The sequence below is a fragment of the Microbacterium sp. LMC-P-041 genome (genome assembly GCF_030209555.1).
Lineage (GTDB): Bacteria > Actinomycetota > Actinomycetes > Actinomycetales > Microbacteriaceae > Microbacterium.
The window spans coordinates 324451-345829 of sequence record NZ_JARVRV010000004.1 but is presented as its reverse complement, the minus strand read 5'-3'; the positions used below and the strand labels follow the sequence as shown (position 1 = coordinate 345829).

At 69.3% G+C, this 21379-nt stretch carries 19 protein-coding genes; 14 read left to right on the top strand and 5 right to left on the bottom strand.

Annotated features, from left to right (window positions below):
* Window positions 1-169: 169 nt before the first annotated feature.
* From QRN21_RS08100 to QRN21_RS08070, 7 genes are read left to right on the top strand one after another with little or no spacing between them, the layout of a single operon-like run.
* Window positions 170-1321, top strand: a complete 1152-nt coding sequence (locus QRN21_RS08100) for an AAA family ATPase (RefSeq protein ID WP_222839069.1) — start codon at window positions 170-172, stop codon at window positions 1319-1321.
* Between the two features lie 6 nt (window positions 1322-1327).
* Window positions 1328-2215, top strand: coding sequence for a DUF58 domain-containing protein (locus QRN21_RS08095; protein ID WP_285363614.1), 888 nt, complete (start codon window positions 1328-1330; stop codon window positions 2213-2215).
* Window positions 2202-2693 carry a hypothetical protein gene (locus QRN21_RS08090; protein WP_053098330.1) on the top strand — a complete coding sequence of 164 codons (492 nt, stop codon included), beginning with the start codon at window positions 2202-2204 and terminating at the stop codon, window positions 2691-2693. The genes QRN21_RS08095 and QRN21_RS08090 overlap by 14 nt, the downstream gene beginning before the upstream one ends.
* Window positions 2684-3670: a vWA domain-containing protein gene (locus QRN21_RS08085; RefSeq protein WP_285363613.1), complete on the top strand. Its 987-nt coding sequence runs from the start codon at window positions 2684-2686 to the stop codon at window positions 3668-3670. Before QRN21_RS08090 ends, QRN21_RS08085 begins: the two co-directional genes overlap by 10 nt.
* Window positions 3652-4689 carry a VWA domain-containing protein gene (locus QRN21_RS08080; protein WP_285363612.1) on the top strand — a complete coding sequence of 346 codons (1038 nt, stop codon included), beginning with the start codon at window positions 3652-3654 and terminating at the stop codon, window positions 4687-4689. The genes QRN21_RS08085 and QRN21_RS08080 overlap by 19 nt, the downstream gene beginning before the upstream one ends.
* Window positions 4686-5471 (top strand): hypothetical protein, encoded by a 786-nt coding sequence (locus tag QRN21_RS08075; protein ID WP_285363611.1) that lies wholly within the window; start codon window positions 4686-4688, stop codon window positions 5469-5471. The genes QRN21_RS08080 and QRN21_RS08075 overlap by 4 nt, the downstream gene beginning before the upstream one ends.
* Window positions 5465-6586, top strand: coding sequence for a hypothetical protein (locus QRN21_RS08070; protein ID WP_285363609.1), 1122 nt, complete (start codon window positions 5465-5467; stop codon window positions 6584-6586). The genes QRN21_RS08075 and QRN21_RS08070 overlap by 7 nt, the downstream gene beginning before the upstream one ends.
* Before the next feature lie 63 nt (window positions 6587-6649).
* Here QRN21_RS08070 and QRN21_RS08065 read toward each other — a convergent pair whose 3' ends face one another.
* The 3 genes from QRN21_RS08065 to QRN21_RS08055 form a co-directional block, all read right to left on the bottom strand.
* Window positions 6650-7357 carry a ZIP family metal transporter gene (locus QRN21_RS08065; RefSeq protein ID WP_056275856.1) on the bottom strand — a complete coding sequence of 236 codons (708 nt, stop codon included), beginning with the start codon at window positions 7355-7357 and terminating at the stop codon, window positions 6650-6652.
* An 89-nt stretch (window positions 7358-7446) separates the two neighbouring features.
* Entirely contained in the window at window positions 7447-8238 is a 792-nt protein-coding gene (locus QRN21_RS08060; protein WP_285363608.1) for an NAD(P)H-dependent oxidoreductase, read from the bottom strand.
* Between the two features lie 13 nt (window positions 8239-8251).
* Window positions 8252-9634: an MFS transporter gene (locus QRN21_RS08055; RefSeq protein ID WP_285363607.1), complete on the bottom strand. Its 1383-nt coding sequence runs from the start codon at window positions 9632-9634 to the stop codon at window positions 8252-8254.
* A gap of 98 nt (window positions 9635-9732) precedes the next feature.
* Here QRN21_RS08055 and QRN21_RS08050 point away from each other — a divergent pair, with 98 nt between their 5' ends.
* The 6 genes from QRN21_RS08050 to QRN21_RS08025 all read left to right on the top strand — a co-directional run bounded on the left by QRN21_RS08050 (window position 9733) and on the right by QRN21_RS08025 (window position 18047).
* Window positions 9733-10137 carry a winged helix-turn-helix transcriptional regulator gene (locus QRN21_RS08050; RefSeq protein WP_072590440.1) on the top strand — a complete coding sequence of 135 codons (405 nt, stop codon included), beginning with the start codon at window positions 9733-9735 and terminating at the stop codon, window positions 10135-10137.
* Window positions 10138-10187: 50 nt separating this feature from the next.
* Window positions 10188-11621: an argininosuccinate synthase gene (argG, locus tag QRN21_RS08045; protein ID WP_056275848.1), complete on the top strand. Its 1434-nt coding sequence runs from the start codon at window positions 10188-10190 to the stop codon at window positions 11619-11621.
* 229 nt (window positions 11622-11850) lie between these two features.
* A complete protein-coding gene (locus QRN21_RS08040; RefSeq protein ID WP_053098320.1) occupies window positions 11851-12474 on the top strand; it encodes a TetR/AcrR family transcriptional regulator in 624 nt (207 codons plus the stop codon).
* The gene (locus QRN21_RS08035) at window positions 12471-13385 is read left to right on the top strand and encodes a hypothetical protein (RefSeq protein ID WP_285363605.1); all 915 of its coding nucleotides are present in this window, start codon (window positions 12471-12473) and stop codon (window positions 13383-13385) included. The genes QRN21_RS08040 and QRN21_RS08035 overlap by 4 nt, the downstream gene beginning before the upstream one ends.
* The gene (locus QRN21_RS08030) at window positions 13382-15259 is read left to right on the top strand and encodes a YhgE/Pip domain-containing protein (protein ID WP_056275845.1); all 1878 of its coding nucleotides are present in this window, start codon (window positions 13382-13384) and stop codon (window positions 15257-15259) included. The genes QRN21_RS08035 and QRN21_RS08030 overlap by 4 nt, the downstream gene beginning before the upstream one ends.
* 133 nt (window positions 15260-15392) lie before the next feature.
* Window positions 15393-18047, top strand: coding sequence for a penicillin acylase family protein (locus QRN21_RS08025; protein ID WP_285363603.1), 2655 nt, complete (start codon window positions 15393-15395; stop codon window positions 18045-18047).
* A gap of 20 nt (window positions 18048-18067) precedes the next feature.
* Here the strand turns inward: QRN21_RS08025 and QRN21_RS08020 are convergent, their stop codons facing one another.
* Window positions 18068-19429, bottom strand: coding sequence for an MFS transporter (locus QRN21_RS08020; protein WP_285363602.1), 1362 nt, complete (start codon window positions 19427-19429; stop codon window positions 18068-18070).
* Between the two features lie 104 nt (window positions 19430-19533).
* Here QRN21_RS08020 and QRN21_RS08015 point away from each other — a divergent pair, with 104 nt between their 5' ends.
* Complete coding sequence (locus QRN21_RS08015) at window positions 19534-20295, top strand: alpha/beta fold hydrolase (RefSeq protein WP_285363601.1); 762 nt, start codon at window positions 19534-19536, stop codon at window positions 20293-20295.
* A gap of 62 nt (window positions 20296-20357) precedes the next feature.
* Here QRN21_RS08015 and QRN21_RS08010 read toward each other — a convergent pair whose 3' ends face one another.
* Window positions 20358-21275: a hypothetical protein gene (locus QRN21_RS08010; protein WP_285363600.1), complete on the bottom strand. Its 918-nt coding sequence runs from the start codon at window positions 21273-21275 to the stop codon at window positions 20358-20360.
* Window positions 21276-21379: the final 104 nt, after the last annotated feature.

Genomic DNA, 21379 nt, shown 5'->3' with positions numbered 1-21379 from the left:
ATGTCGAGTCACGGATGCCGTCCCCCCTGCGTGCCCCGCCGCCGCGCATCCGCGCCGGGGCCGGAGCCGCGCCATCCGCGCCGGGGCCGGAGCCGCGCCGGCCGATGCGGTTACGCTGGTCGACGGGGGGTCGTCGACGCGTCCCCCGTGGGAACGAGGAGACACACCGATGAACGAGCCCTACGCGCCCGGCCCCTCCGCAGGTTCGACGCCGCCGCCTCCGCCTGCGCCCTCCGCCCAGGCCGCCGCGCCGGCTCCTCCCGCTCCCGCGACCCGCGCCGAATCGTCGGCCCCCGCGGCCCCCGCGGCCTCCCCGTCGGCGAGCAGGAAGTCCGAAGCGCCGACGGACGCCGAGCTCCAGCGCGCGAGCGCCGTGCTGAAGACCGTGTCCGACGCATACTCGGCCAAGATGGTCGGCCAGGAGCGTCTGCGCATGAGCCTGCTGATCTCGCTGATCGCGGGCGGGCACATCCTGCTCGAGAGCGTTCCGGGTCTGGCGAAGACCACCGCGGCCAGCACGCTCGCGGACACCGTGAGGGCGCAGTTCAAGCGCATCCAGTGCACCCCCGACCTGCTGCCCAGCGACATCACGGGCAACCAGATCTACGACGCGGCGACCGGGTCGTTCCGCACCGTGCTCGGACCGGTGCACGCGAACTTCGTGCTGCTCGACGAGATCAACCGCTCGAGCGCCAAGACCCAGAGCGCCATGCTCGAGGCCATGCAGGAGCACCAGACCACGATCGGCGGCGAGGTCCACCACCTGCCCAAGCCGTTCCTGGTGATCGCGACGCAGAACCCGATCGAGCAGGAGGGCACCTACGAGCTGCCCGAGGCGCAGATGGACCGCTTCCTGCTCAAGGAGATCGTCGAGTACCCGAGTCCCGCCGAGGAGTTCGAGATCCTCGGCCGCATCGACTCGGGAGTGCTCGATCCCGACCGTCACGTCTCGAGCGCCATCAGCCTCGACGACGTGCACATGCTGCAGGACGTCGCGAGCCGCATCTACGTCGACCCCGCGATCCGCAACTACATCGTCTCGATCGCCTACGTCACGCGCAACCCCGCGCCGTACATCGGCGAGGAGCGCGCGCGCTTCATCAAGTACGGCGCGAGCCCGCGTGCGAGCATCGCGTTCCTCCAGGCGTCGCGGGCGCTGGCGCTGCTCAACGGCCGCGGCCACGTGATCCCCGAGGACATCCGCTCGCTGCGCCACCTCGTGCTGCGTCACCGCGTGCTGCTGACGTTCGAGGCCGACGCCGAGGGCATCCGCAGCGAGGAGATCATCGACCAGATCTTCGCGTCCGTTCCCACGCCCTGACCCGCCATGGCCAGCCTGATCGCCCAGGTGAAGAGCAAGCTCTTCATCCACTCGTCGCGCAAGTCGCTGCACGCGCTCGACGGCGCCTACGCGTCGCTGCTGCACGGCCGCAGCCTCGACTTCGAGGATCTGCGCAAGTACGAGTACGGCGATCAGGTGCGCGACATCGACTGGCGCGCGACGGCTCGACTGGGCACTCCTCTGGTCAAGCGGCACCGTGCGATGCGGATGCACACGGTCCTCTTCGTGGTCGACACCGGCCGCTCGATGGGCGCGCTCGCGCACGACGAGAAGTCGAAGAAGGACCTCGCGATCCTCGCCACCGGCGTGCTCGGCGTGCTGGCGCTGCGGCACGGCGACGACTTCTCACTGGTCTACGGCGACTCCGACCGCATCCGCCGCCGCGCGCCGGGCCGCAGCGAGGGCGCACTGGAACACGCGCTGCGCACGATCGACCGGTCGATCGACACGAGCAGGGCAGCCAGCGACCGCGACGCGCTGCTGTCGTACGTCACGCGCACGATCTCTCGCCGCATGATCGTCGTCGTCATCACCGACGAGGCTCCGGTCACGACGGAGACCGAACGGATGCTGCGCCGACTGCGCGTGCAGCACGACGTCCTGTGGCTGACCGTGAGCGACGCCGATCCGGTGCTCGACCACGCGACGGCCACCATCCGCAGCGATGTCGACAGCATGTGGGAGGTGCCGGACTTCGTGCAGGGCGATCCCGACATCATCCGCGAGCTCGCCGCGCAGACCGAGGCCGACGCGGCGCGTCTTGCTGAGCTGCTCAAGCGCATGGAGATCAGCCACAGCGTGCTGGCGGGTCAGGACGCTGCCGTCTCGCAGCTGCTCCAGCTGCTGAATCGGAGGTCGAATGCCCGACTCTGATGAGCTGTACCCGCCTTTCCAATACGGCTGGGGCTGGATCCTGGTCGCATTCGGCATCCTCCTGCTGCTGATCGCGGCAGCATGGGTGGTCGTGGCGCTCACCAGGCCGCGACGTGACCTCACGCTGTCGCGCGACGCCCAGGGACCGACCCTGCTCACCACCGACGTGCTGTCGCAGCTGCGGGTCGAGTACTTCGACCGGATCCAGCGCATCGAAGACGACTACCGCGCCCGCACCCTGTCCGCCCGCAACGCGAACCTCGAGCTCAGCCGCGTCGTGCGCACCTTCGTGAACGAGTACAGCGGACTCGAGGCACCGGTGCTCGCGCTCGACGACCTCGTCTCTCGAGGGGTCCATCCCGCGCTCGTCGACGCCATGGGTCGCCACTACTACCCCAGCATCTTCCGGCCCGGTCCCGCGATCGACCCGATCGCCGGCGCCGAGGCGGCCCGAACGGTGGTGCGCACATGGCACTAGCGAACGGGTGGCTCATCCTCGTTGCCGTGGCCGTCGTCGTCATCGTCATAGCGCTCGGAATCGTCATCGGGCTGCGCAGCGGTGCGAAGACCGAGGCCCACGAGCGCGCCCGCGTCGCCCGAGCCGAGCGCCTGCGCGCGCTGCCGACTTTCCGCCGGGCGTTGAACCGCCGCGTGCTCGCACTGTCGAGCATCCTGCTCATCGGCGTGATCGCGACCCTCGCGGCCGGGGTCGTCTCCGCCCGGCCGATGGCGTCGCAGACCATCCAGCCCGTCAACACGAGCCGCGACATCATGCTCTGCCTCGACGTCTCGGGGTCGATGAGCGAGGTCGACGTCGAGGTGCTCACGGTCTTCGAGGAACTGCTCGAGGACTTCGAGGGTGAACGCATCGGCCTCACGATCTTCAACAGCTCTCCCGTGCAGATCTTCCCCCTGACCGATGACTACGAGTTCATCCGCAGCCACCTGCAGAGCATCCGCGAGAGCTTCGAGTTCACCGAATCGGTCCCCGAGCACTGGGTGGGCACGCTCAACGGCAACGGTGCCTCGCTGATCGGCGACGGCCTCGCGGCATGCGCGATGGCGTTCGACCACCCCGACGACGAGCGGTCGCGCTCGATCATCTTCGCGACCGACAACGAGGTCAACGGCGCCTCGATCGTGACGCTCGACGAGGCCGCCGCGTATGCCGCATCGAACGGCGTGCGCGTCTTCGCACTCAACCCGGTGCAGGGCAAGGACGCCGACGTCAGCGCCGAGCTCACGAAGGCCGCCGAGGCCACGGGCGGACAGGCGTACGGCCTGCGGGACACCACCACCGTGAGCGACATCGTCACGCAGGTGCAGGAGCAGGAGGCGTCCGCGCTGAAGGGTCAGGCGCAGGTCGTCTGGACAGACGCGCCGAACCTCTGGATCGTCGTGCTGATGATCTCGATGCTCTCGTTCATCGTCGTGCTGTGGAGGGTGAGACTGTGATCTTCCAGCCCGTGCTGAACGTCTTCCTCCTCGCTCTGCTCTGCGCGCCGGTGGCCGCCCTCGCCGTGATGGCGCTGGTCAGGGCGACCGGCCGCGGACGGGCGCTCTGGGCCATGCGGCTCGTCATGCTGCTCGCCTGCTTCGTCATGCTCCTGCGCCCGGGGATCCCCGGCGGTGCCACCGAGACCCTCGCGACCGACACCGACATCGTGCTCGTCGTCGACACCACCGCGAGCATCGTCGCCGAGGACTGGGACGGCGACAGGCCTCGCCTCGACGGCGTCCACGCCGACGTGCAGGCGATCGTCGACGAGTACCCCGGTGCGCGGTTCGCGCTGATCACGTTCGACGCCACGGCCGATCTCCGCATGCCGCTCACCACCGACACCACCGCGCTCGTCTCGTCGCTCGAGGTGCTGCGCCCCGAGGTGACGAGCCAGTCGCGCGGCAGCTCCATCGGCATCGCGAACCAGCTGCTCTCGGACACCCTGTCGAACGCGGCCGAGTCGTCGCCCGATCGCTCGCGCATGGTGTTCTACTTCGGAGACGGCGAGCAGACGGTCTCGTCGGCCCCCGAGCCGTTCGACGGGAGCGCCGAGCTCACCGACGCCGGCGCCGTGCTCGGGTACGGCACCGCGGAGGGCGGACCGATGAAGCTCACCACGGGCGGCGTGGACGGTTCGTCGAGCGAATACATCGAGTACGAGGGTGCGAACGCGCTGTCGCTGATCGACGAGGGGAACCTCGAGGCGATCGCCTCGGATCTCGGAGTCGAGTACCAGCACCGCACCGCGGATGCCGCACTCACCCTCCCCGAGGCGCCCTCGACCACCACCACCTACGCGGAGTCCGGCACCGTGGGCAACGTGACCGAGCTCTACTGGGTCGCCGCCCTCGTGATCGTGGCGCTGCTCGGCGTGGAGCTCACGAGGGCGAGCATGCTCGTAGCCCGACTGCGTCTGCTGCGAGCGCCGTCGACATCGCCGCGACGCCGGACGACCGACGGAGGTGCCGCATGACAGATCTGTCTGCACGCGCCGGCGGGACGCCGTCCGACAGCCCGGAGGACCTGAGGGCGTCGGCCGCCGCCGCGCTGCTGGCCTCGAATCGTCGCCGTCGCCGCATCCGACGGTGGATCGCGATCGGCACGCTTCCGCTGACACTGGCCGCACTGCTGTTCGTCGGCAAGATCCTCAGCATGTACGCATTCGCGCACCAGTCGATCACCGCGTACGTGGCCGATGACTATGCCGGATCAGAGGCGTCGGCCCGCGGGCAGGAGTTCCTCAACTGGTTCGAGCCCTTCAAGGCGCCGTTCAACGTCGGCACCGCGCTGGCGGGCGCCGAGAAGCTGCCGGATGCTCGGGCGAAGCTCGAGGAATCACTCGACCTCGCGACCGGCCTCGAGGTGTGCACGGTGCGCATCAACCTCGCTCTCGTCCTCGAGCGCATGGGCGACGCCGCCCGCGCCGAGGGCGACGGCGCGGGGGCCGCGGAGTTCTACGGCGACGCGCTCACCATCACGACCGAGATGCCCGAGGAGTGCAACAGCGACGAGGCGCAGGAGCAGTCGTCCGACCCCGACCGCGACATGCAGCAGAGCAGGGAAGACCTCGAGGACCGCCTCAAGCAGAAGCAGCAGAACGAGCAGCCGCCGCCGGAGGAGGAGCAGGAGCAGGAGCCGCAGCCCTCCGACGAGAAGCTCGAAGAGCTCGAGGACAAGCTCGAGCAGGGCACGCAGGAGCGCGATCAGCAGCAGGGCGACGATGGCGGAGGCTCGGGAACGGACAAGCCATGGTGATGGATCACGAGAAGCAGCGGGCCCGCTACGTCGCCGGCACGGAGGGTGCGCCGCCCGTGCCGCCGCCCGGTGGCTATCGCAACGCCCGCCGCCAGGCCGGGCCGGTCGTGCAGCATCCCGGCGCTCCGGCGATGTCGGGCACGGCGACCGCAGCCGACGTCGCCTCCGCGGAGAAGAAGCCGGCGAACGCACTCGGCTGGATCGCACTCATCGCCGGCATCCTGTTCGCCCTGATCCTCCTCATCATGCTCGCGATCGGAGCGACCGACGCGGTCTACGGCGTGACGATGCTGACGCTGCAGCTCGTCGTCGTCGCCGTCGTGATCGGCGCGCTGTTCACCGCCCGAGGACGCACGCTGGCCGCCGTAGCCCTCGCTGTCACGCTGATCTTCAACGTCGCCACCGTGGGCGGCATCGGTGCACTGCAGACGTCGGCCTCGGGCAGCTACGACGGCATGAAGACCGACGAGCAGAAGCACGAAGAGGCCTACCCGGGCATCAAGGGCACCGATCCGCAGGACGCTCTCACCCAGCAGTCGCTCGAAGAGGTGAAGACCGAGGCGGACAGCCTGTTCGCCGACATCCGCGAGCGCATCACCGCCGAGTACGGATACGACTGGGTGCAGGTCGGCGACGAGGATCTGCGTCCGGAGCGCAACGGCTACGGCGGCGAATCGATGCTCATCGAGTACACCTCCGCCGGCTGGGCCACCACCGAGCCGATCCAGGACTACAGCCTCAAGCTCGAGGTCATGTCGACGATCGACTCGGTCGTCGCCGAGCACGGTCTGCCCACGCTGTACTCGTTCAACGGGGAGTACTCGGGGATCGACCCGTCGATGATCGCGAAGCTCTACGGCAGCGAAGACCCGCGCGAGCAGCACACGTGGGAGTACTACACCGAGAACTACCCCGATCCGATGAGGTTCTACGCGAACATCTTCGACCTCTCGAACGACCCGTCGGGCGACTTCCTGACGACGCGCGAGGCGCAGAACGCCCGCACCGGCGAGCCCCTCGAGGGGCTGCAGATGGTGGTCATCGCGAGCGCCGTGCTCAGCGATGCGGACCGAGCCGAGTTCGAGCAGAAGCTGCAGGAATACCCCGGGTTCTGAGCCCTGGCGGCTGTACCACCCCGCTGACCGCGGTCGCGCTCGTCTTATCTCGCGACGCCCGGATCAGCTCGCGAGCGAGAGCCCCGCGGCGAGCGCGAAGCCCAGCACGGTCGCGAGCCCGGTCACCTGCTTGGCCTTCTGCTGCGCGTCGGGCACCATCGAGTCGACGAGCATCACGAGCAGCGCGCCTGCCGCGAAGCCGCTCGCGCCGGCCCGGAAGTCGTCGCCGGTGCTGCTCGCCACCGCGAATCCGGCGACGGTCGCCAGCGCGCAGATGACCGAGATGCCGGCCCACAGCAGCAGCACGCGCGACTTCGCCATGCCGCCCTTCAGCAGGTCGGCGGCCGAGCCGATCGACTCGGGCAGGTTCGAGACCACGATCGCCACGACGAGCGCGATGCTCACCGGTTCTCCGGAGGCCAGTCCGATTCCCAGCACGAGCTGCTCGGGGATGCCGTCGAGCAGTGCTCCGAGCGCGAGCGGGACGCCCGCTCCCCGTTCCTGGGACTTCGCGGCTCGCGCATCGAGGATCCGGTCGGCGATGAAGTACGCGAGCGCGCCAGCGACCACGCCGACGATGAGAGGGATGGGGCCTGCGAGGTCCAGCCCCTCCTCCCACAGCTCGAAGGCGATGGAGGCCATCAGGGCACCGGCTCCGAAGCCGAGCACGATGCCCAGCCAGCGCGGCGGCCAGGTGCGCAGCAGAGCGAGAACAGCGCCGATGATGAGGGGCGACGCCGCGACGACGCCCCACAGGATCGCTCCACCCATGCCGTCCTCCTTCACGGACACTCTGCCACCGTCGGGGCCGATCGTGCAGAAGCGGAGAGCTACGCCCGCGCGCGTCGGGCCGCGTCGCCTCAGTCGACCGCGACGCGATGGATGCCGAGGTCGGTGCGCCCGGGAAGCAGGTCCGATCGCAGCGCCCGGGTGCCGTGGTAGTCGCCATCGCGCAGCCGACGGTACGGGCGGCTCGGAGATTCGAACGCCACTCCGGAGAGCCTCTCGATCAGCCGTGCGCTCTCGCGATCGACGCGCTCCGCGTCCAACCCGTCAGCGTCGTGGACGACGTGCAGGTCGAGCGGCTCGATGCCCGTGTACCAGAGGGTGCCGTGGGTCAGCGGGAACAGCAGCGAGTCCAGATCCCCGCTGATGCCCCGTTCTCCGATCGAGCGCTCGTCCTCCCCTGCCGTCACGATCACGAGGGCTCGGCGCCCGGCGAGCGGGCCCTCTCCGTATCGCAGCGGCAGACCGGTCTCGGCATCCGCGGGGCCGTAGGCGAAGCCGTTGGTGAGCACCCGATCGAGCCAGCCTTTGAGGATCGCCGGCGGTCCGTACCACCACAGCGGGAACTGGAGCACGACGAGGTCGGCGGCCGCGAGCTTGCGCTGCTCCTCGGCGACGTCCGGCGGCAGCTGGCCCGCGGCGTACGCCTCGCCCATCAGGTCGACGACGCTGCCCTCACGCCCCCGGGGCTCGCCCAGATCCGGCGCTGCGAGAACCGGATCGAAGCCCTGAGAGTACAGGTCGGTGATCTCGACATCGTGGTCGCGCGCGAGGGCGTCGACCCCATCTCGGAACAGTCGCGCGTTGAACGAGCTCGATCGGGGGTGGGCATAGATCCAGTGGACGGTCGGGCGCGATGCTGACACGGGTGTCCTTCCTTCAGCGGGCATCGATGGCCCGGTTCTCGGCAGTGCTCACCGGCGAGCGTCTCCACAGCGGCAGGAGCGCGGCGGCGACGACCGCGACGGTCGCGACCAGCAGGGCGACGAGGAAGCCGCGAGAGCCGACGATCGACGCGATCGTGCCGAGCACCGCGATGCCGAGACCGCCGCCGAGGGCGAACCCGACCTCCTGGATCGCCCCCACCTGACCGGCGTCGTCCTCCGTCGTGACGTCGAAGAGCGTGGTGGCGGCGAGCGTCGCCGCGACTCCGAACCCCGCGCCGACGAGCACCAGAGGGATCACGACCAGCTCGACGCCCGTCGACAGCCACGCGAGTCCCGCCCCCTGCACCACCAGGGCGAGCACGGTGAGCGTCGGCGAGGTCAACCACCGCAGGAACAGGGGTGCGAGCACCCCGCCGAGGGCGATCGCCACCGCCTGCGGGAGGATCGCGATACCGGCTTCGGCCGCGCTGAATCCCCGCGCATCCTGCAGGTGGAGGCTCACCAGGAGCACGGATGCCGTCGACACCCCGCTGCTCGCCAGGATGCGCACGATCGCAGGGCTGAAGCCGGGCACGCCGAACAGCCGCATGTCGATGAGAGGCTCGGCGAGGGCACGCTGGCGGCGGATGAAGAAGACGAGCGTCACGACGGCGACGACACCCGCGATGCCGGCGGCGAGGGGAGCGGCGAGCACCTCGTGCAGGGCGAAGACGAGAGACCCGAGCGCGACGATCGACGACACGATGCTGAGGATGTCCCACGACGGGCGACGGGAGCTGCGCGAATCCGGCACGAGCCAGATCGCGAGCACCCCGGCGACGACGGCGAGCGGCACGCTTCCGAGCAGCAGCCAGCGCCACCCCGGCCCCTCGGTCACCAGCCCGCCGAGCACGGGTCCGAGCGCGCTGCCGGCACCGAACGTCGCGGTCCACAGCCCGTAGGCGAGCACCCGCTGCCGTGCGTGATAGTGCGCCCCGATCGTCGCGACGACGCCCGCCACGACGAACGCCTCGGCGACGCCGAGGAGCGCCCGGACGACGATGAGCAGCATCCCGTCCTGAGCGAATCCGCCGACGAGGTTGAGCACCGCGAAGCCGGCGAGACCGGCGAGCACGATCCGCTTGCGACCGAACGCGTCTCCGATCCTGGCGGCGATGATCAGGGTCGCCGCCAGCGACAGCGCGTACACGTCGACGAGCCACAGCGCTCCACTGTCGGACAGGACGAGATCGCCGCGGATCGCGGGCAGCGCGGTCGACATGCTGCTGATCGCGAGAGCCCCGATCAGGATGCCGAGAAGCAGCGGGATCATGGCGAGCCACGGATGCAGGGTCGTGCGCGGTCGAGCGGATGCCGTGGGAATCGGGAAGGTCACCGCATCAGTCTCACGGTCTGAGTACACTTCAGGCAAGTACTGTCATTCGGGGTAGATAGTGACCGAATGGATACCATGACGACCAGGAGGCGGAGCCGATGAGGGAGAAGACCGAGCGGATCGTCCGGGAGTGGGGCGACGCGTGCGACGCGGAGATCTCGATCGCCGTCCTCGGCGGGGCCTGGAAGCCCAGCATCCTCAGCCTCCTCGGTGAGCATGAGGTGCTGCGGTTCGGCGAGCTCAGCCGGCTTCTCGACGAGCCCACAGCCCGCGTGCTCACCCGTCAGCTGCGCGAGCTGGAGGACGACGGCCTGATCCTCCGCACGGTCTACCGGCAGGTCCCTCCCAAAGTCGAATACCGGCTGAGCGACCTCGGGCGCGGATCGATGCCGCTCGTCGAGGCGCTCACGAGCTGGGGTGCCGGCTACGCCGCGCATCAGCGACGCGAGTTGGCGCGGCTCGACTCCGAGCCCGAGGCACTCGACGCCGTCGTGGCCCGCTGACGGCCGACGCCGTCCGAAACAGCCGACACGCCGCCGATAGACTGGGAAGCATGTCCAAGGTCCTCCAGTCACTTCCCGTCGGCGAGCGCGTCGGCATCGCCTTCTCCGGAGGACTCGACACCTCCGTCGCCGTCGCGTGGATGCGCGACAAGGGCGCCGTCCCTTACACGTACACCGGTGATCTCGGTCAGTACGACGAAGACGACATCGAGTCGATCCCCGGCCGTGCCCTCGAGTACGGCGCCGAGGCCTCGCGCCTGGTCGACTGCAAGACCGCGCTGGTCGAAGAGGGCCTGGTGGCGCTCGCCTGCGGCGCCTTCCACATCCGCTCCGGCGGCCGCACCTACTTCAACACCACTCCCCTCGGCCGCGCCGTCACCGGCACGCTGCTGGTGCGCGCCATGAAGGAGGACGGCGTCGACATCTGGGGCGACGGCTCGACCTACAAGGGCAACGACATCGAGCGGTTCTACCGCTACGGCCTGCTCGCCAACCCGCGTCTGCGCGTGTACAAGCCGTGGCTGGATGCCGACTTCGTCACCGAGCTCGGCGGCCGCAAGGAGATGAGCGAGTGGCTCGTCGCCCACGACTTCCCCTACCGCGACTCGGTCGAGAAGGCGTACTCGACCGACGCCAACATCTGGGGCGCCACGCATGAGGCGAAGACGCTCGAGCACCTCGACGTCTCGCTCGAGACCGTCGACCCCATCATGGGCGTGAAGTTCTGGGACCCCTCGGTCGCGATCGAGACCGAGGACGTCTCCGTCACGTTCGAGGCCGGCCGCCCCGTCGCACTCAACGGCGTCGAGTACACCGACCCGGTGGCCCTGGTGCAGGAGGCCAACACGATCGGCGGACGCCACGGCCTCGGCATGAGCGACCAGATCGAGAACCGCATCATCGAGGCGAAGTCGCGCGGCATCTACGAGGCCCCGGCCATGGCGCTGCTCTTCATCGCCTACGAGCGCCTCGTCAACGGCATCCTGAACGAGGACACCCTCGCGACCTACCACGAGCAGGGTCGCCGCCTCGGTCGGCTGATGTACGAGGGCCGCTGGCTCGAGCCGCAGTCGCTCATGCTGCGCGAGTCCATCCAGCGCTGGGTCGGCCTCACGATCTCGGGCACCGTGACGATCCGCCTGCGCCGCGGTGACGACTGGACGATCCTCGACACCACCTCGCCGAACCTGTCGTACGGCCCCGAGAAGCTCTCGATGGAGCGCGTCGGCGACGCCGCCTTCGGCCCGGTCGACCGCATCGGCCAGCTCACGATGCGCAACCTCGACATCGCCGACTCGCGCGCACGCCTCGAGCAGTACGCAGGCCTCGGCCTCGTGGGCGGCGCGACGGGCGAGCTCGTCGGTCGCGTCACCGCCGGCGAGTCCGGCGAGATCACGGGTTCCGTCGAAGAGGTCGACGAGAACTTCGCCGACGCGGTCGACACCGCGTCCGAGGGTGCTGCGTTCGACTCCGGCACCGACTGACGCGCGACTCTTCTGGGGGGCGGATGCTGCGGCATCCGCCCCCTTTTCTGTCTGTGCCCGCCGCTCGCCGTTCACGATTCAGCATGAGCGCCGGGATTCGGGTCCGCATGGTGCTGATTGCGGCTTTAAGCGCCCATCCGTGCTGAGTTGTGAACGGCCCACCGTTCAGACCCTGTGAGTCCCCCGAGTTATCTTGCACACGGCTGTGCACAATACGTAGAATAGGGGCATGACAACCCGTGCTCCCCGCCGCGACTCCGTCGAGAACCGCGCCGGAATCCTCGATGCGGCCCGCGCGACCCTCGCCACCGACCCGCGGGCGTCCATCGACGTCATCGCCCGCAGCGCCGGCCTGTCGCGCCGCACCCTCTACGGCCACTTCGACGACCGAGAGGCTCTGATCCGCGAGCTGATCTCGGTCGGAGCGCAGCGCTTCAACGCGATCGCCGAATCCGTCACCGACGCCGACTCACGCATCGCGCTGGCCCGCCTCGCCGCACGACTCTGGCAGGAGGCCGCGCACGTTCAGGTCGCAGCCGCGCTCGCCCTCGACGAAGCCCACGTGCAGCACACCGCAGACGCCCTGGCCCCGCTGCGCCGCACCGTCGCCGCCCTCGCGCGGCGCGGGCAGGAAGACGGCAGCTTCCGCACAGACCTCTCTGCCCCGACCCTCGCCCGCCTCATCGAAGAGGTCGCCCGCACGGTCGTCTCGCGCACGGACGCATCGAGCACCGGGGCAGCCGATCTCGCTGTTCGCACTCTGCTCAGCATCGCCGGACTCTCGTGGCGCGAGGCCGACGAGCTGTTGAGCGCGCACCCGGACATCGTCGAATCACAGGAGGTCAGCGCATGAGGGTCACCCTGCACGACGTGAGCAAGGGGCGCGGTGGCCAGGCGCTGCCGACGACGAGCCTCGAGTTCCACAGCGGAGCCGTGCGCTTCGCCCTCGCCGAGACCGAGCAGCGCCCGACGGTGCTGGGCCTCATCGCCAGCGGTCGGATGCGGCCGGACACCGGGCGCGTGACGATCGACGGCGACGCGGACAACCGCGCGCTGCGCCGCACGATCGCGCTCGTCGACGCCCCCGACGTGAGCGATCCCCACGCCGACATCACCCTCGCGGGCGTCGTCGGCGAAGAGCTCATGTTCGCCGGCGTCGGCGCCACCCCTCTGCACGCACGGCGCTGGCTGAATCAACTCGGCTTCGGCGAGCTCGCCGGCGTGGCGATCGGCAACGTCGATCCCGCCGCACGGGTGCGCATCCTCTGCGAACTCGCGATCCTCCGCACGGGCACCGAAGGAATCGTGCTCGTCTCGCCCGACCGTCACGGCGGCAGCCCGGACGGCTGGTGGCGGATCGCGTCGGAGTTCGCCGACCGCGGGTACGCGATGCTCGTCGTCATCGGCGGATCCGCTGCGGTCGCCCTCGAGCGCATGCACGAGCTCGAGGCGATCAACGCGTCCGGACCGGTCGAGCCGCTCGTCCTCGACCTGCCCGGCGGCTCTGATCCCGAGCCCGAGCCAGACTCCGAGGCCGAGCCCGAGCCGGTGCCCCAACCGGATCCCGAGCCCGACCCTGAGCCCGAGCCGGCGCCCGAACGGGATCCTGAGCCAGAGCCCGAGGCGGAAGACCCGGACGAGCGCCCCGCGACACCGCATGCCGACGCCGAGCACGCGGATGCTCTCGGCTCTCCCCCGGCCGACGACGAAGACCCACCCGCAGAACCCGAGCCGAACACGACAGGGAACGGAGGCGAGCGATGAAGGTTCCCGCCATGATCGCCGCCGAGCTGCGGCGCCTCACCGCGAGCAGGATGGGCGTGATCGCCCTGATCGCACTGGTCTGCGTGCCCATCCTCTACGGCGGCCTATACCTCTGGGCCAACCAGGACCCGTACGCGAAGTTCCCGGAGGTCCCCGTCGCGCTGGTCGTCGATGACAGCGGAGCCCCCGAGCCCACCACGGGAACGGATGCCGCCACCGGCGAGACCGTGAACTACGGCGAGGACGTCGCCGACAACCTCATCGACGGCAACGCCTTCGACTGGCAGCGGATGTCGGCCGACGAGGCCGCCGACGCATTGCGGGAGGGAACGGTCGACTTCACCGTCACGATCCCCGCCGACTTCTCGTCGGCCTTGACCTCGGCCGCGGGCGACGACCCCCACCAGGCGCGCATCGAGCTCGAGACCAACGACGCGAACAACTACCTCGCGTCGTCGATGGGCACGCAGGCGGTGGAGAAGATCCGCAGCTCGGTCGCTGAGATGGTGGGCAGCGAGGCCGCAGAGCGCCTGCTCACCGGCCTCAGCGAGGTGCGCGACAACCTCGTGACCGCGGTCGACGGAGCGACCCAGCTCGCCGACGGCGCCGACACCGCCGCCACCGGCAGTGCGACGCTCGCAGACGGAACCTCTCAGCTCGCTGCGGGCACCTCGCAGCTCGCGGGCGGCGCGTCCGAGCTCGCCGGTGGTGCGGCGACGCTGGCATCGGGGGCTCAGCAGGTCAGTGACGGCAACCGGCAGCTGGCCGACGTCGCGGACCGGGCCGGATCGGCTGTGCAGCAGGCGACGGATGCTCTGCCCCAGGCGCGCGAGGACATCGCCACCGTGCTCACGGATCAGGGTCTGACGCCGGAGCAGATCGATCGGGTGCTCACGACCCTCGATCCCCTCGCGACACGACTCCAGGAGGGCAACTCGACCGTGCAGAACGCGGTCGACAAGGTCGACCAGCTCGCCGCAGGAGCGGACTCGGTGGCATCCGGCGCCTCGCAGCTCGCCGGCGGCGCGCAGACCCTGGCCAGCGGCGCGCAGACCGTCGCCACCGGCGCCGCGGCGGCGAACGACGGCGCGGCCCAACTGCGCGATGGGCTCGGCACCCTCGCGTCAGGCACGGCCGAGTTGCGCGACGGGCTCTCGGACGGTGTCCAGCAGATCCCCGTCTCGACGCCGGAGCTCCGCACGCTGCAGGCCGACACGATCGCCGACCCGGTCAAGGTCTCGAGCGACAAGGTCGCCTCCGCCGAGGACTACGGCGCCGGTCTCGCACCGTTCTTCGCCGCACTGTCGGCCTGGATCGGCATCTACGCCCTGTTCCTCATCGTGAAGCCGATCTCCCGCCGCGCGGTCACGGCGCTGCACTCTCCGATCCGAGTGACGCTCGCCGGGTGGCTCACCCCGGCGATGCTCGGCGCGGTGCAGATGCTGGGGCTCATGGGCATCCTGGCGATCACCCTGGGCTTCACGTTCAACAACCCCGTCGGCACCTTGGGAGTGATGATCTTCGCGTCGGCGACCTTCGCGGCGATCATCCTCGCCCTCAACGTCTGGCTCGGTTCCGTGGGGCAGTTCCTGGGACTCGTGCTCATGGTTCTGCAGCTCGTCACCGCGGGCGGCACGTTCCCCTGGCAGACCCTCCCCGCCCCGCTGGCCGCGCTCCACCACGTGCTGCCGCTCGGCTACGTCGTCGATGCCATGCGGCAACTGATGTACGGCGGCAACCTCGGCCGGGCGGGCTGGGATCTGGTGGTGCTGGGCATCTGGCTGGTCGGCGCGTTGCTGCTCGCCGCCATCGGAGTGACGCGCATGACGCACCGGCGCACGCTGCGCGACCTGCAGCCGAGCCTGATCGGCTGACGCCGCGGGCGGGGGCGAGAACACCCCCGCCCGCGAATGCTTTATGGGTAGTATTCCGGAAGCGTCTGTTGAGACGCGCTCTGGGACTCTCTGGGACTGAGTTCCGCCATGCCACCCGAAAGAGTTCTCGAAGATGACAACCCATTCGACCGAGATCGTCGACCCGTCGCGCCCTTCCCTGGGTGCTCGCATCGGCCGCATCGTGTTCCTCGTCGTCGCTGCGATCGTGGTGGTCGCCGTCGCCGGTGCCTTCTTCGTGACCTGGACCATCCAGCGCTCGTTCCCGCAGACCGACGGCACCCTGTCGCTCGACGGGCTGCAGGCCGAGGTCACGGTGCAGCGCGACGCCAGCGGCATCCCGACCATCACCGCCGACTCATCGCACGATCTCTTCTACGCCCAGGGCTTCGTGCACGCGCAGGACCGATTCTTCGAGATGGACTTCCGCCGGCACGTCACGGCGGGACGCGTGGCCGAGATGTTCGGCGAATCGCAGGCCGGGACCGATGCCTTCCTCCGCACGCTCGGCTGGCGCAAGGTCGCCGAGGCCGAGGTCGAGGCGATGGACGACGTCACCCGCGGCTACTACGAGGCCTACGCCGACGGCGTCAACGCCTACCTCTCCTCCCGCTCGGGCGCCGAGCTGTCGCTCGAATATGCCGTTCTCGGAATACAGAACCCGGAGTACGCGCCGGAGCCCTGGGAAGCGGCCGATTCGGTGGCGTGGCTCAAGGCGATGGCCTGGGATCTCCGCGGCAATGTCGAAGACGAGGTCGAGCGCTCGCTCCTGGCCGCACAGCTGGCGGAAACCTCCGACGCCGCCGGGATCACCGCGACGCTCGACGAGCTGTACCCGCCGTATCCGTTCGAGGATCACCCCGTCATCGTCCCCGAGATCTCGACCGCCCCGATCACCGAGGCCGGTGCCGAGCCCGCCGCGTTCACGACCGATGGGAACGACGGCGAGATGCAGCAGGCGGCGACGACGATCGAGTGGCAGGAGGCATCGGACGTGATCGAGGCGGCGAGCCTGCTCGTCGGCGATGTCGGCGAGGGCATCGGATCGAACTCGTGGGTCGTGTCCGGGGACCTCACCGACACGGGCATGCCGCTGCTCGCCAACGACCCGCACCTGGGCGCATCACTCCCCTCGGTCTGGTATCAGGTGCAGCTCCGGTGCAGCGAGGTCACCGACGACTGCCCGTTCGACATGGGCGGTTTCTCGTTCTCGGGTCTCCCCGGCATCGTGATCGGCCACAACCAGCAGGTCGCCTGGGGCTTCACCAACCTGACCACCGACGTCACCGACCTCTACGTCGAGCGGATCGAGGGCGACCAGTACTGGCGCGACGGCGCGCTGGTGCCGATCGACGAGACCACCGAGACGATCGCCGTGGCCGGGGGCGACGACATCGATCTCACGATCCGGTCGACCGTGCACGGACCGATCATCTCGGGTCTCACCGACGACTTCACCGCGATCGCCGACGACCCTGAGCCGGGCCTCGCCGCCGGCGGCGCCGCAGGTCCGGCGCCCACCGGCACCGCGCCGGAGGGAGCCGAGTACGCGGTCAGCCTGCGCTGGACGGCGCTCGACCCCGGCACGGCCGCGACCGCGATCTTCGCTCTGTCGACCGCCCAGGACTTCGAGGAGTTCCGCGCGGCGGCCGCGCTGTTCGATGTGCCGGCACAGAACCTCATCTATGCGGACGTCGAAGGCAACATCGGCTATCAGACCCCCGGACGCCTCCCCGTGCGCGGGGCCGGCGACGGATGGATGCCGCAGCCCGGCTGGGACAGCAGCTACGACTGGACCGGATTCATCCCGTTCGACGAACTGCCGGTGTCATACAACCCGGCATCCGGGTACATCGTGACCGCGAACAACGCGATCGTCACCGACGACTACCCCTACTTCCTCTCACGGGACTGGGACTACGGCTACAGGGCCGATCGCATCGCGCACCTGATCGAGCGACGCGCCGCCGCCGCACCGCTCGCCGCCCAGGACATGCGGGAGATCCAGATGGACAGCGAGATGTGGATCGGCAAGCGACTCGCAACGGAGATGGAGGATGTGGAGGTGACGGGTGCGGGGACTGCAGATGCCGTGGCGCTGCTGCGCTCGTGGGACGCACAGAACGACGCAGGGTCGGCCGCGGCCGCCTACGCGAACGTCCTCTGGTCGAACCTCGTGCAGAACCTGTTCGCCGAACGCGACCAGCCCCTGCCGATCGACGGCCAGGGTCGACTCTTCACCGTCGTCGCGGATCTTCTCGACGACCCATCCGACCCGCTCTGGACCAACCCGAGCATCGATGTCGCGGGCATGGACGAGATGCTCGCCCTGTCGGCGGAGGAAGCGTACGGCGAGCTCTCCGCGGTTCAGGGCGACGTCGTCACCGCATGGAGGTGGGGCGACCTGCACGCGATCACCCTCACGAGCGACACCCTCGGGTCCTCCGGCATCGCCCCGATCGAAGCCCTCTTCAACCGCGGCCCCTACGCCGTCAGCGGCGGCGCGTCCGTGGTCAACGCCACCGGCTGGGAGCTCGGCACGTCGTACGCCACGACCACCGTGCCGTCGATGCGCATGGTCGTCGACCTCTCCGATCTCGACGCCTCGACCTGGATCCACCTCACCGGCGCTTCCGGACACGCGTTCGACGAGCACTACGTCGATCAGACGTCCGACTGGGCGGCGGGGATTCAGCGGCCGTGGGCATTCACCGACGGGGCGGTCGATGCGGCGACGCGTCACACTCTGGTGCTGGCGCCGGCCGGTTAGCCCGGGGCGGCTCTGCGGGCTCAGGCGGGAGCAGGCGTGGCGGATGCTGCGGCGCGGCGTGCGATGAGCCAGATGCCGATCGCGGCGGCGAGGAAGATCGCGGCGAGGATCACCCAGCCCACGAAGCCGAAGGTGATCGCGGTGGCGTTCACGACGATCGGCGACGCCAGGGCTCCGAGCGAGAAGCCCATGCCGAACACGCCCTGATAGGCGCCGGCTCGCACAGGGTCGGCGAGCTCGAAGCTGAGACCCCAGGCTCCGGCCTGCGACAGGATCTCGGCGAACGTGTGCGCGATCATGCCGACGATGAGGATGACGATCGCCGCCCATGCCGGAAGCCCCGCGGCGAGCGCGTAGATCAGGCAGGCGGAGACCATCAGCCAGCCGGCGATCATCGTCACCCTGCCGGCGATCCGCAGGTTGTGCGTGCCACGGGAGGCACGCACCTGGAACAGCACGACCAGCGCGGTGTTGACGATCAGGAGCACTGCGAACGTGGCATCCGGGGCATTCGTGTACTCGCTGATCCACAGCGGCACCCCGAGTTCCGCGACTCCGAACTGCATGCCGAAGATCGCCGAGAGCGCGCTCAGCAGCAGGTACCTCGGGTCCCGCCACGGTGAGCGGCGGTTCCAGTCCCTGCGCTCGGCGGATGCCGCGGCCGTGGCGTGCGTGTCGATGGATCCCGTTTCCGTCAGCTGAGCCGCGGCTCGGTTGCGCGGCGGCGCGTCGACGGCCGATGTCAGCCGCAGGAGGGAGAGCGAGCCGAGCGCGCAGACGGCACCCGCGCAGGCGATGACGACGCGGTAGGCCTCGGGTGTGCCGAGAGCCAGAGCGATCGCGCCGAATGCGGAGCCTGCCGCGATCGCGAGGTTCGTGACCGTGCGCAGCACCGCACGCGCGTGCACCCGCCGGTCCGGCGCGAAGCCCCGGGCGATGATCGCGGAACGAGCGGAATACCCCAGCGAGTCGAAGAAGCCCGAGAGGCTGGCGAGGACGATCGCCGACACGAAGTCTCCGACGAACGCGTATGCGGCGAGCAGTACGCCACCTGCCATCTCGAAGCCGAAGGCGAGGCGTCGGGCGCTCCACCGATCGGCGAGCCAGCCGCCGAGGAGCGACCCGACCACCCCGCATCCGCTCGACACGGCGAGCACCACCGCGGCGTGCGCGGGCGAGAGGCCGATGATCTGCGTGAAGAACAGCACGGTGACCGCGAGGAAGACGCCGCGGCCGATGCGTGAGACGGCCGTCGCGGCGACGAGCGCGCGCAGCACCGGATCGCTCAGCCCGTCGGCGATGCGCGCGATGACACCCTTGGGCGAGCCTGATGTCTCGCCCTCCGACTCGATCTGATCGGGATCGGGGTTCGGCGAAGACACCCTTCATCCTCGCACGACGCAGGCTCGCCCCTCGTCGCACACCGGCATACGGCATGCGTGGATCCCGGTTCGTCGCAGGGGTCCCACTCGGTTAGCGTTGAGGTGTGGTCTCCAGCTATCTCGCCCCGAAGGGCACCCCCGTCACGCTGCTCGAGTTCGAGCACGCGGGCGCGACGCTGATCGCGGAGACCTTCGGCGAAGGACCGCACACCTTCCTCCTGCTGCACGGCATCGGCATGGGACGCAGCGTCTACCTCGACGTCGTGCAGCGGCTGAAGGGCCGGGTGATCGCAGTCGACCTGCCCGGTTTCGGCGAAGCACCCGAGCCCGCTCGCACCTTCACCATGGAGCGTCACGCCGACCTCGTCGCCGCGTACCTCCGTCATGCCGACGAGGGCCCCGTCGTCGTCATCGGGCACTCGATGGGCAGTCAGATCGCCGCGGAGCTCGCCGCCCGGCATCCCTCACTCGTCGAGGGCGTCGTGCTCGCCGGTCCGACCGTCAACAAGGCCGCACGGAACGTCGCAGCGCAGGCGAGCTATCTCCTCACGGACCTGGTCGGCGAGCGCCCGCTCGTGATCTGGCGAGGTGCCCGCGAATATCTGCGCGGCGGCCCCCACCTCATCCGCAAGATCCGGGCGACCATCGTGCACGAGCCGGAGAAGGCGTTCGCGCGCATCGATCAGCCTGTGCTGGTGCTGCGCGGGGAAGACGACCCGCTCGCTCCGATGACCTGGTGCCAGGAAATCATCGACGAGATCCCGGGTGCCGATCTGCAGGTCATCCCGGATCACGGCCACGGCACGTTGATCAGCGACTCCGAGCCGGCCGCGCGCCTGATCCAGAGCTTCGCCGACGGCCTCTGACCCGTGCTCCGCACTTTTCCGTTCACAACTCAGCATGAACGCATGTGAGCCCGGTGATTCCGCTACTCGACCGCCGCTCCGCGGCGATTCCTGCTGAATTGTGAACGACGTGCGTCTACGAACCTCGGTCCGAGTGCAGCGATGACCTGCTCGAGAGCCTGCCTCACAGACGCCTGGTCACCGAAAATGTCTTTCGCAAGGGGCCGGACGGTCACGAAGCCGAGTCGGGCCGCGGCGATATCGCGCTCGCGATCCTGCATCTGCTTCTCCCACCCCTCGTGGAACTCCTTGCTGTCGCACTCGATGATCAACCAGCCGTCCACCACGAAGTCGACGTACCCGACCCCTTCGAGGTACACCTGGGTCTCATAGGCGACGCCCATCGTCCGGAGCAGCAACCGCATGAATGTCTCTGAGCCCGAGCCCGCCGACGGGTCGACCAGTGCGAGCAGCGGGCGGAATCGGGCGGGTAGAGCAGGGAACATCGTGACCAGATCTTCGCGCGTCAGGAGTCCGTGATGAAGCACACTGTCCAAGGTGGCAAGCGCCTCGCGCGGAGCCTGGCAGAGCACGGAGTGCGCGACGGCATCGATCAACGGAGCCGCATGAAGGCTCTCGCGAACGCTGGTCAGCGCCTTCCAATGGAGCACGACCTTTCCGTCCCTCGCCACACGTAGACGAGACGAACCGGGAGTCACGAGCACATGGAGCTCTCGGCAACGGAACACGAAGACACCGAGAAGGGCGAGGAGAGACAAGCATGAGACCCGCCCGCCGATGCGGACAGCCTCGACGATGTCCCGGTGCGTCGACGGCAGCGCATATCGATCGCGGCGCACGTGCTGGAGTTCTCCTCGGGCCACTGACTCGGCGATGAGACGCCCCGTGAGCCCTCGGTGCACCAGATCCGATCGACTGAAGACCGTGCGCGAATAGGTGTCTTTCGCGCGCTGGACGACCGTCTTCTGCTTATTCCCCATCGCAGAAGTGTGCAGACAAGGGACGGTGTCGATGTGCGTCGTCCAAGCAACAGTGGATGACTTGCACGGAACAGGGTTCCGTGTAGGAGAAGAAGCAATGACCG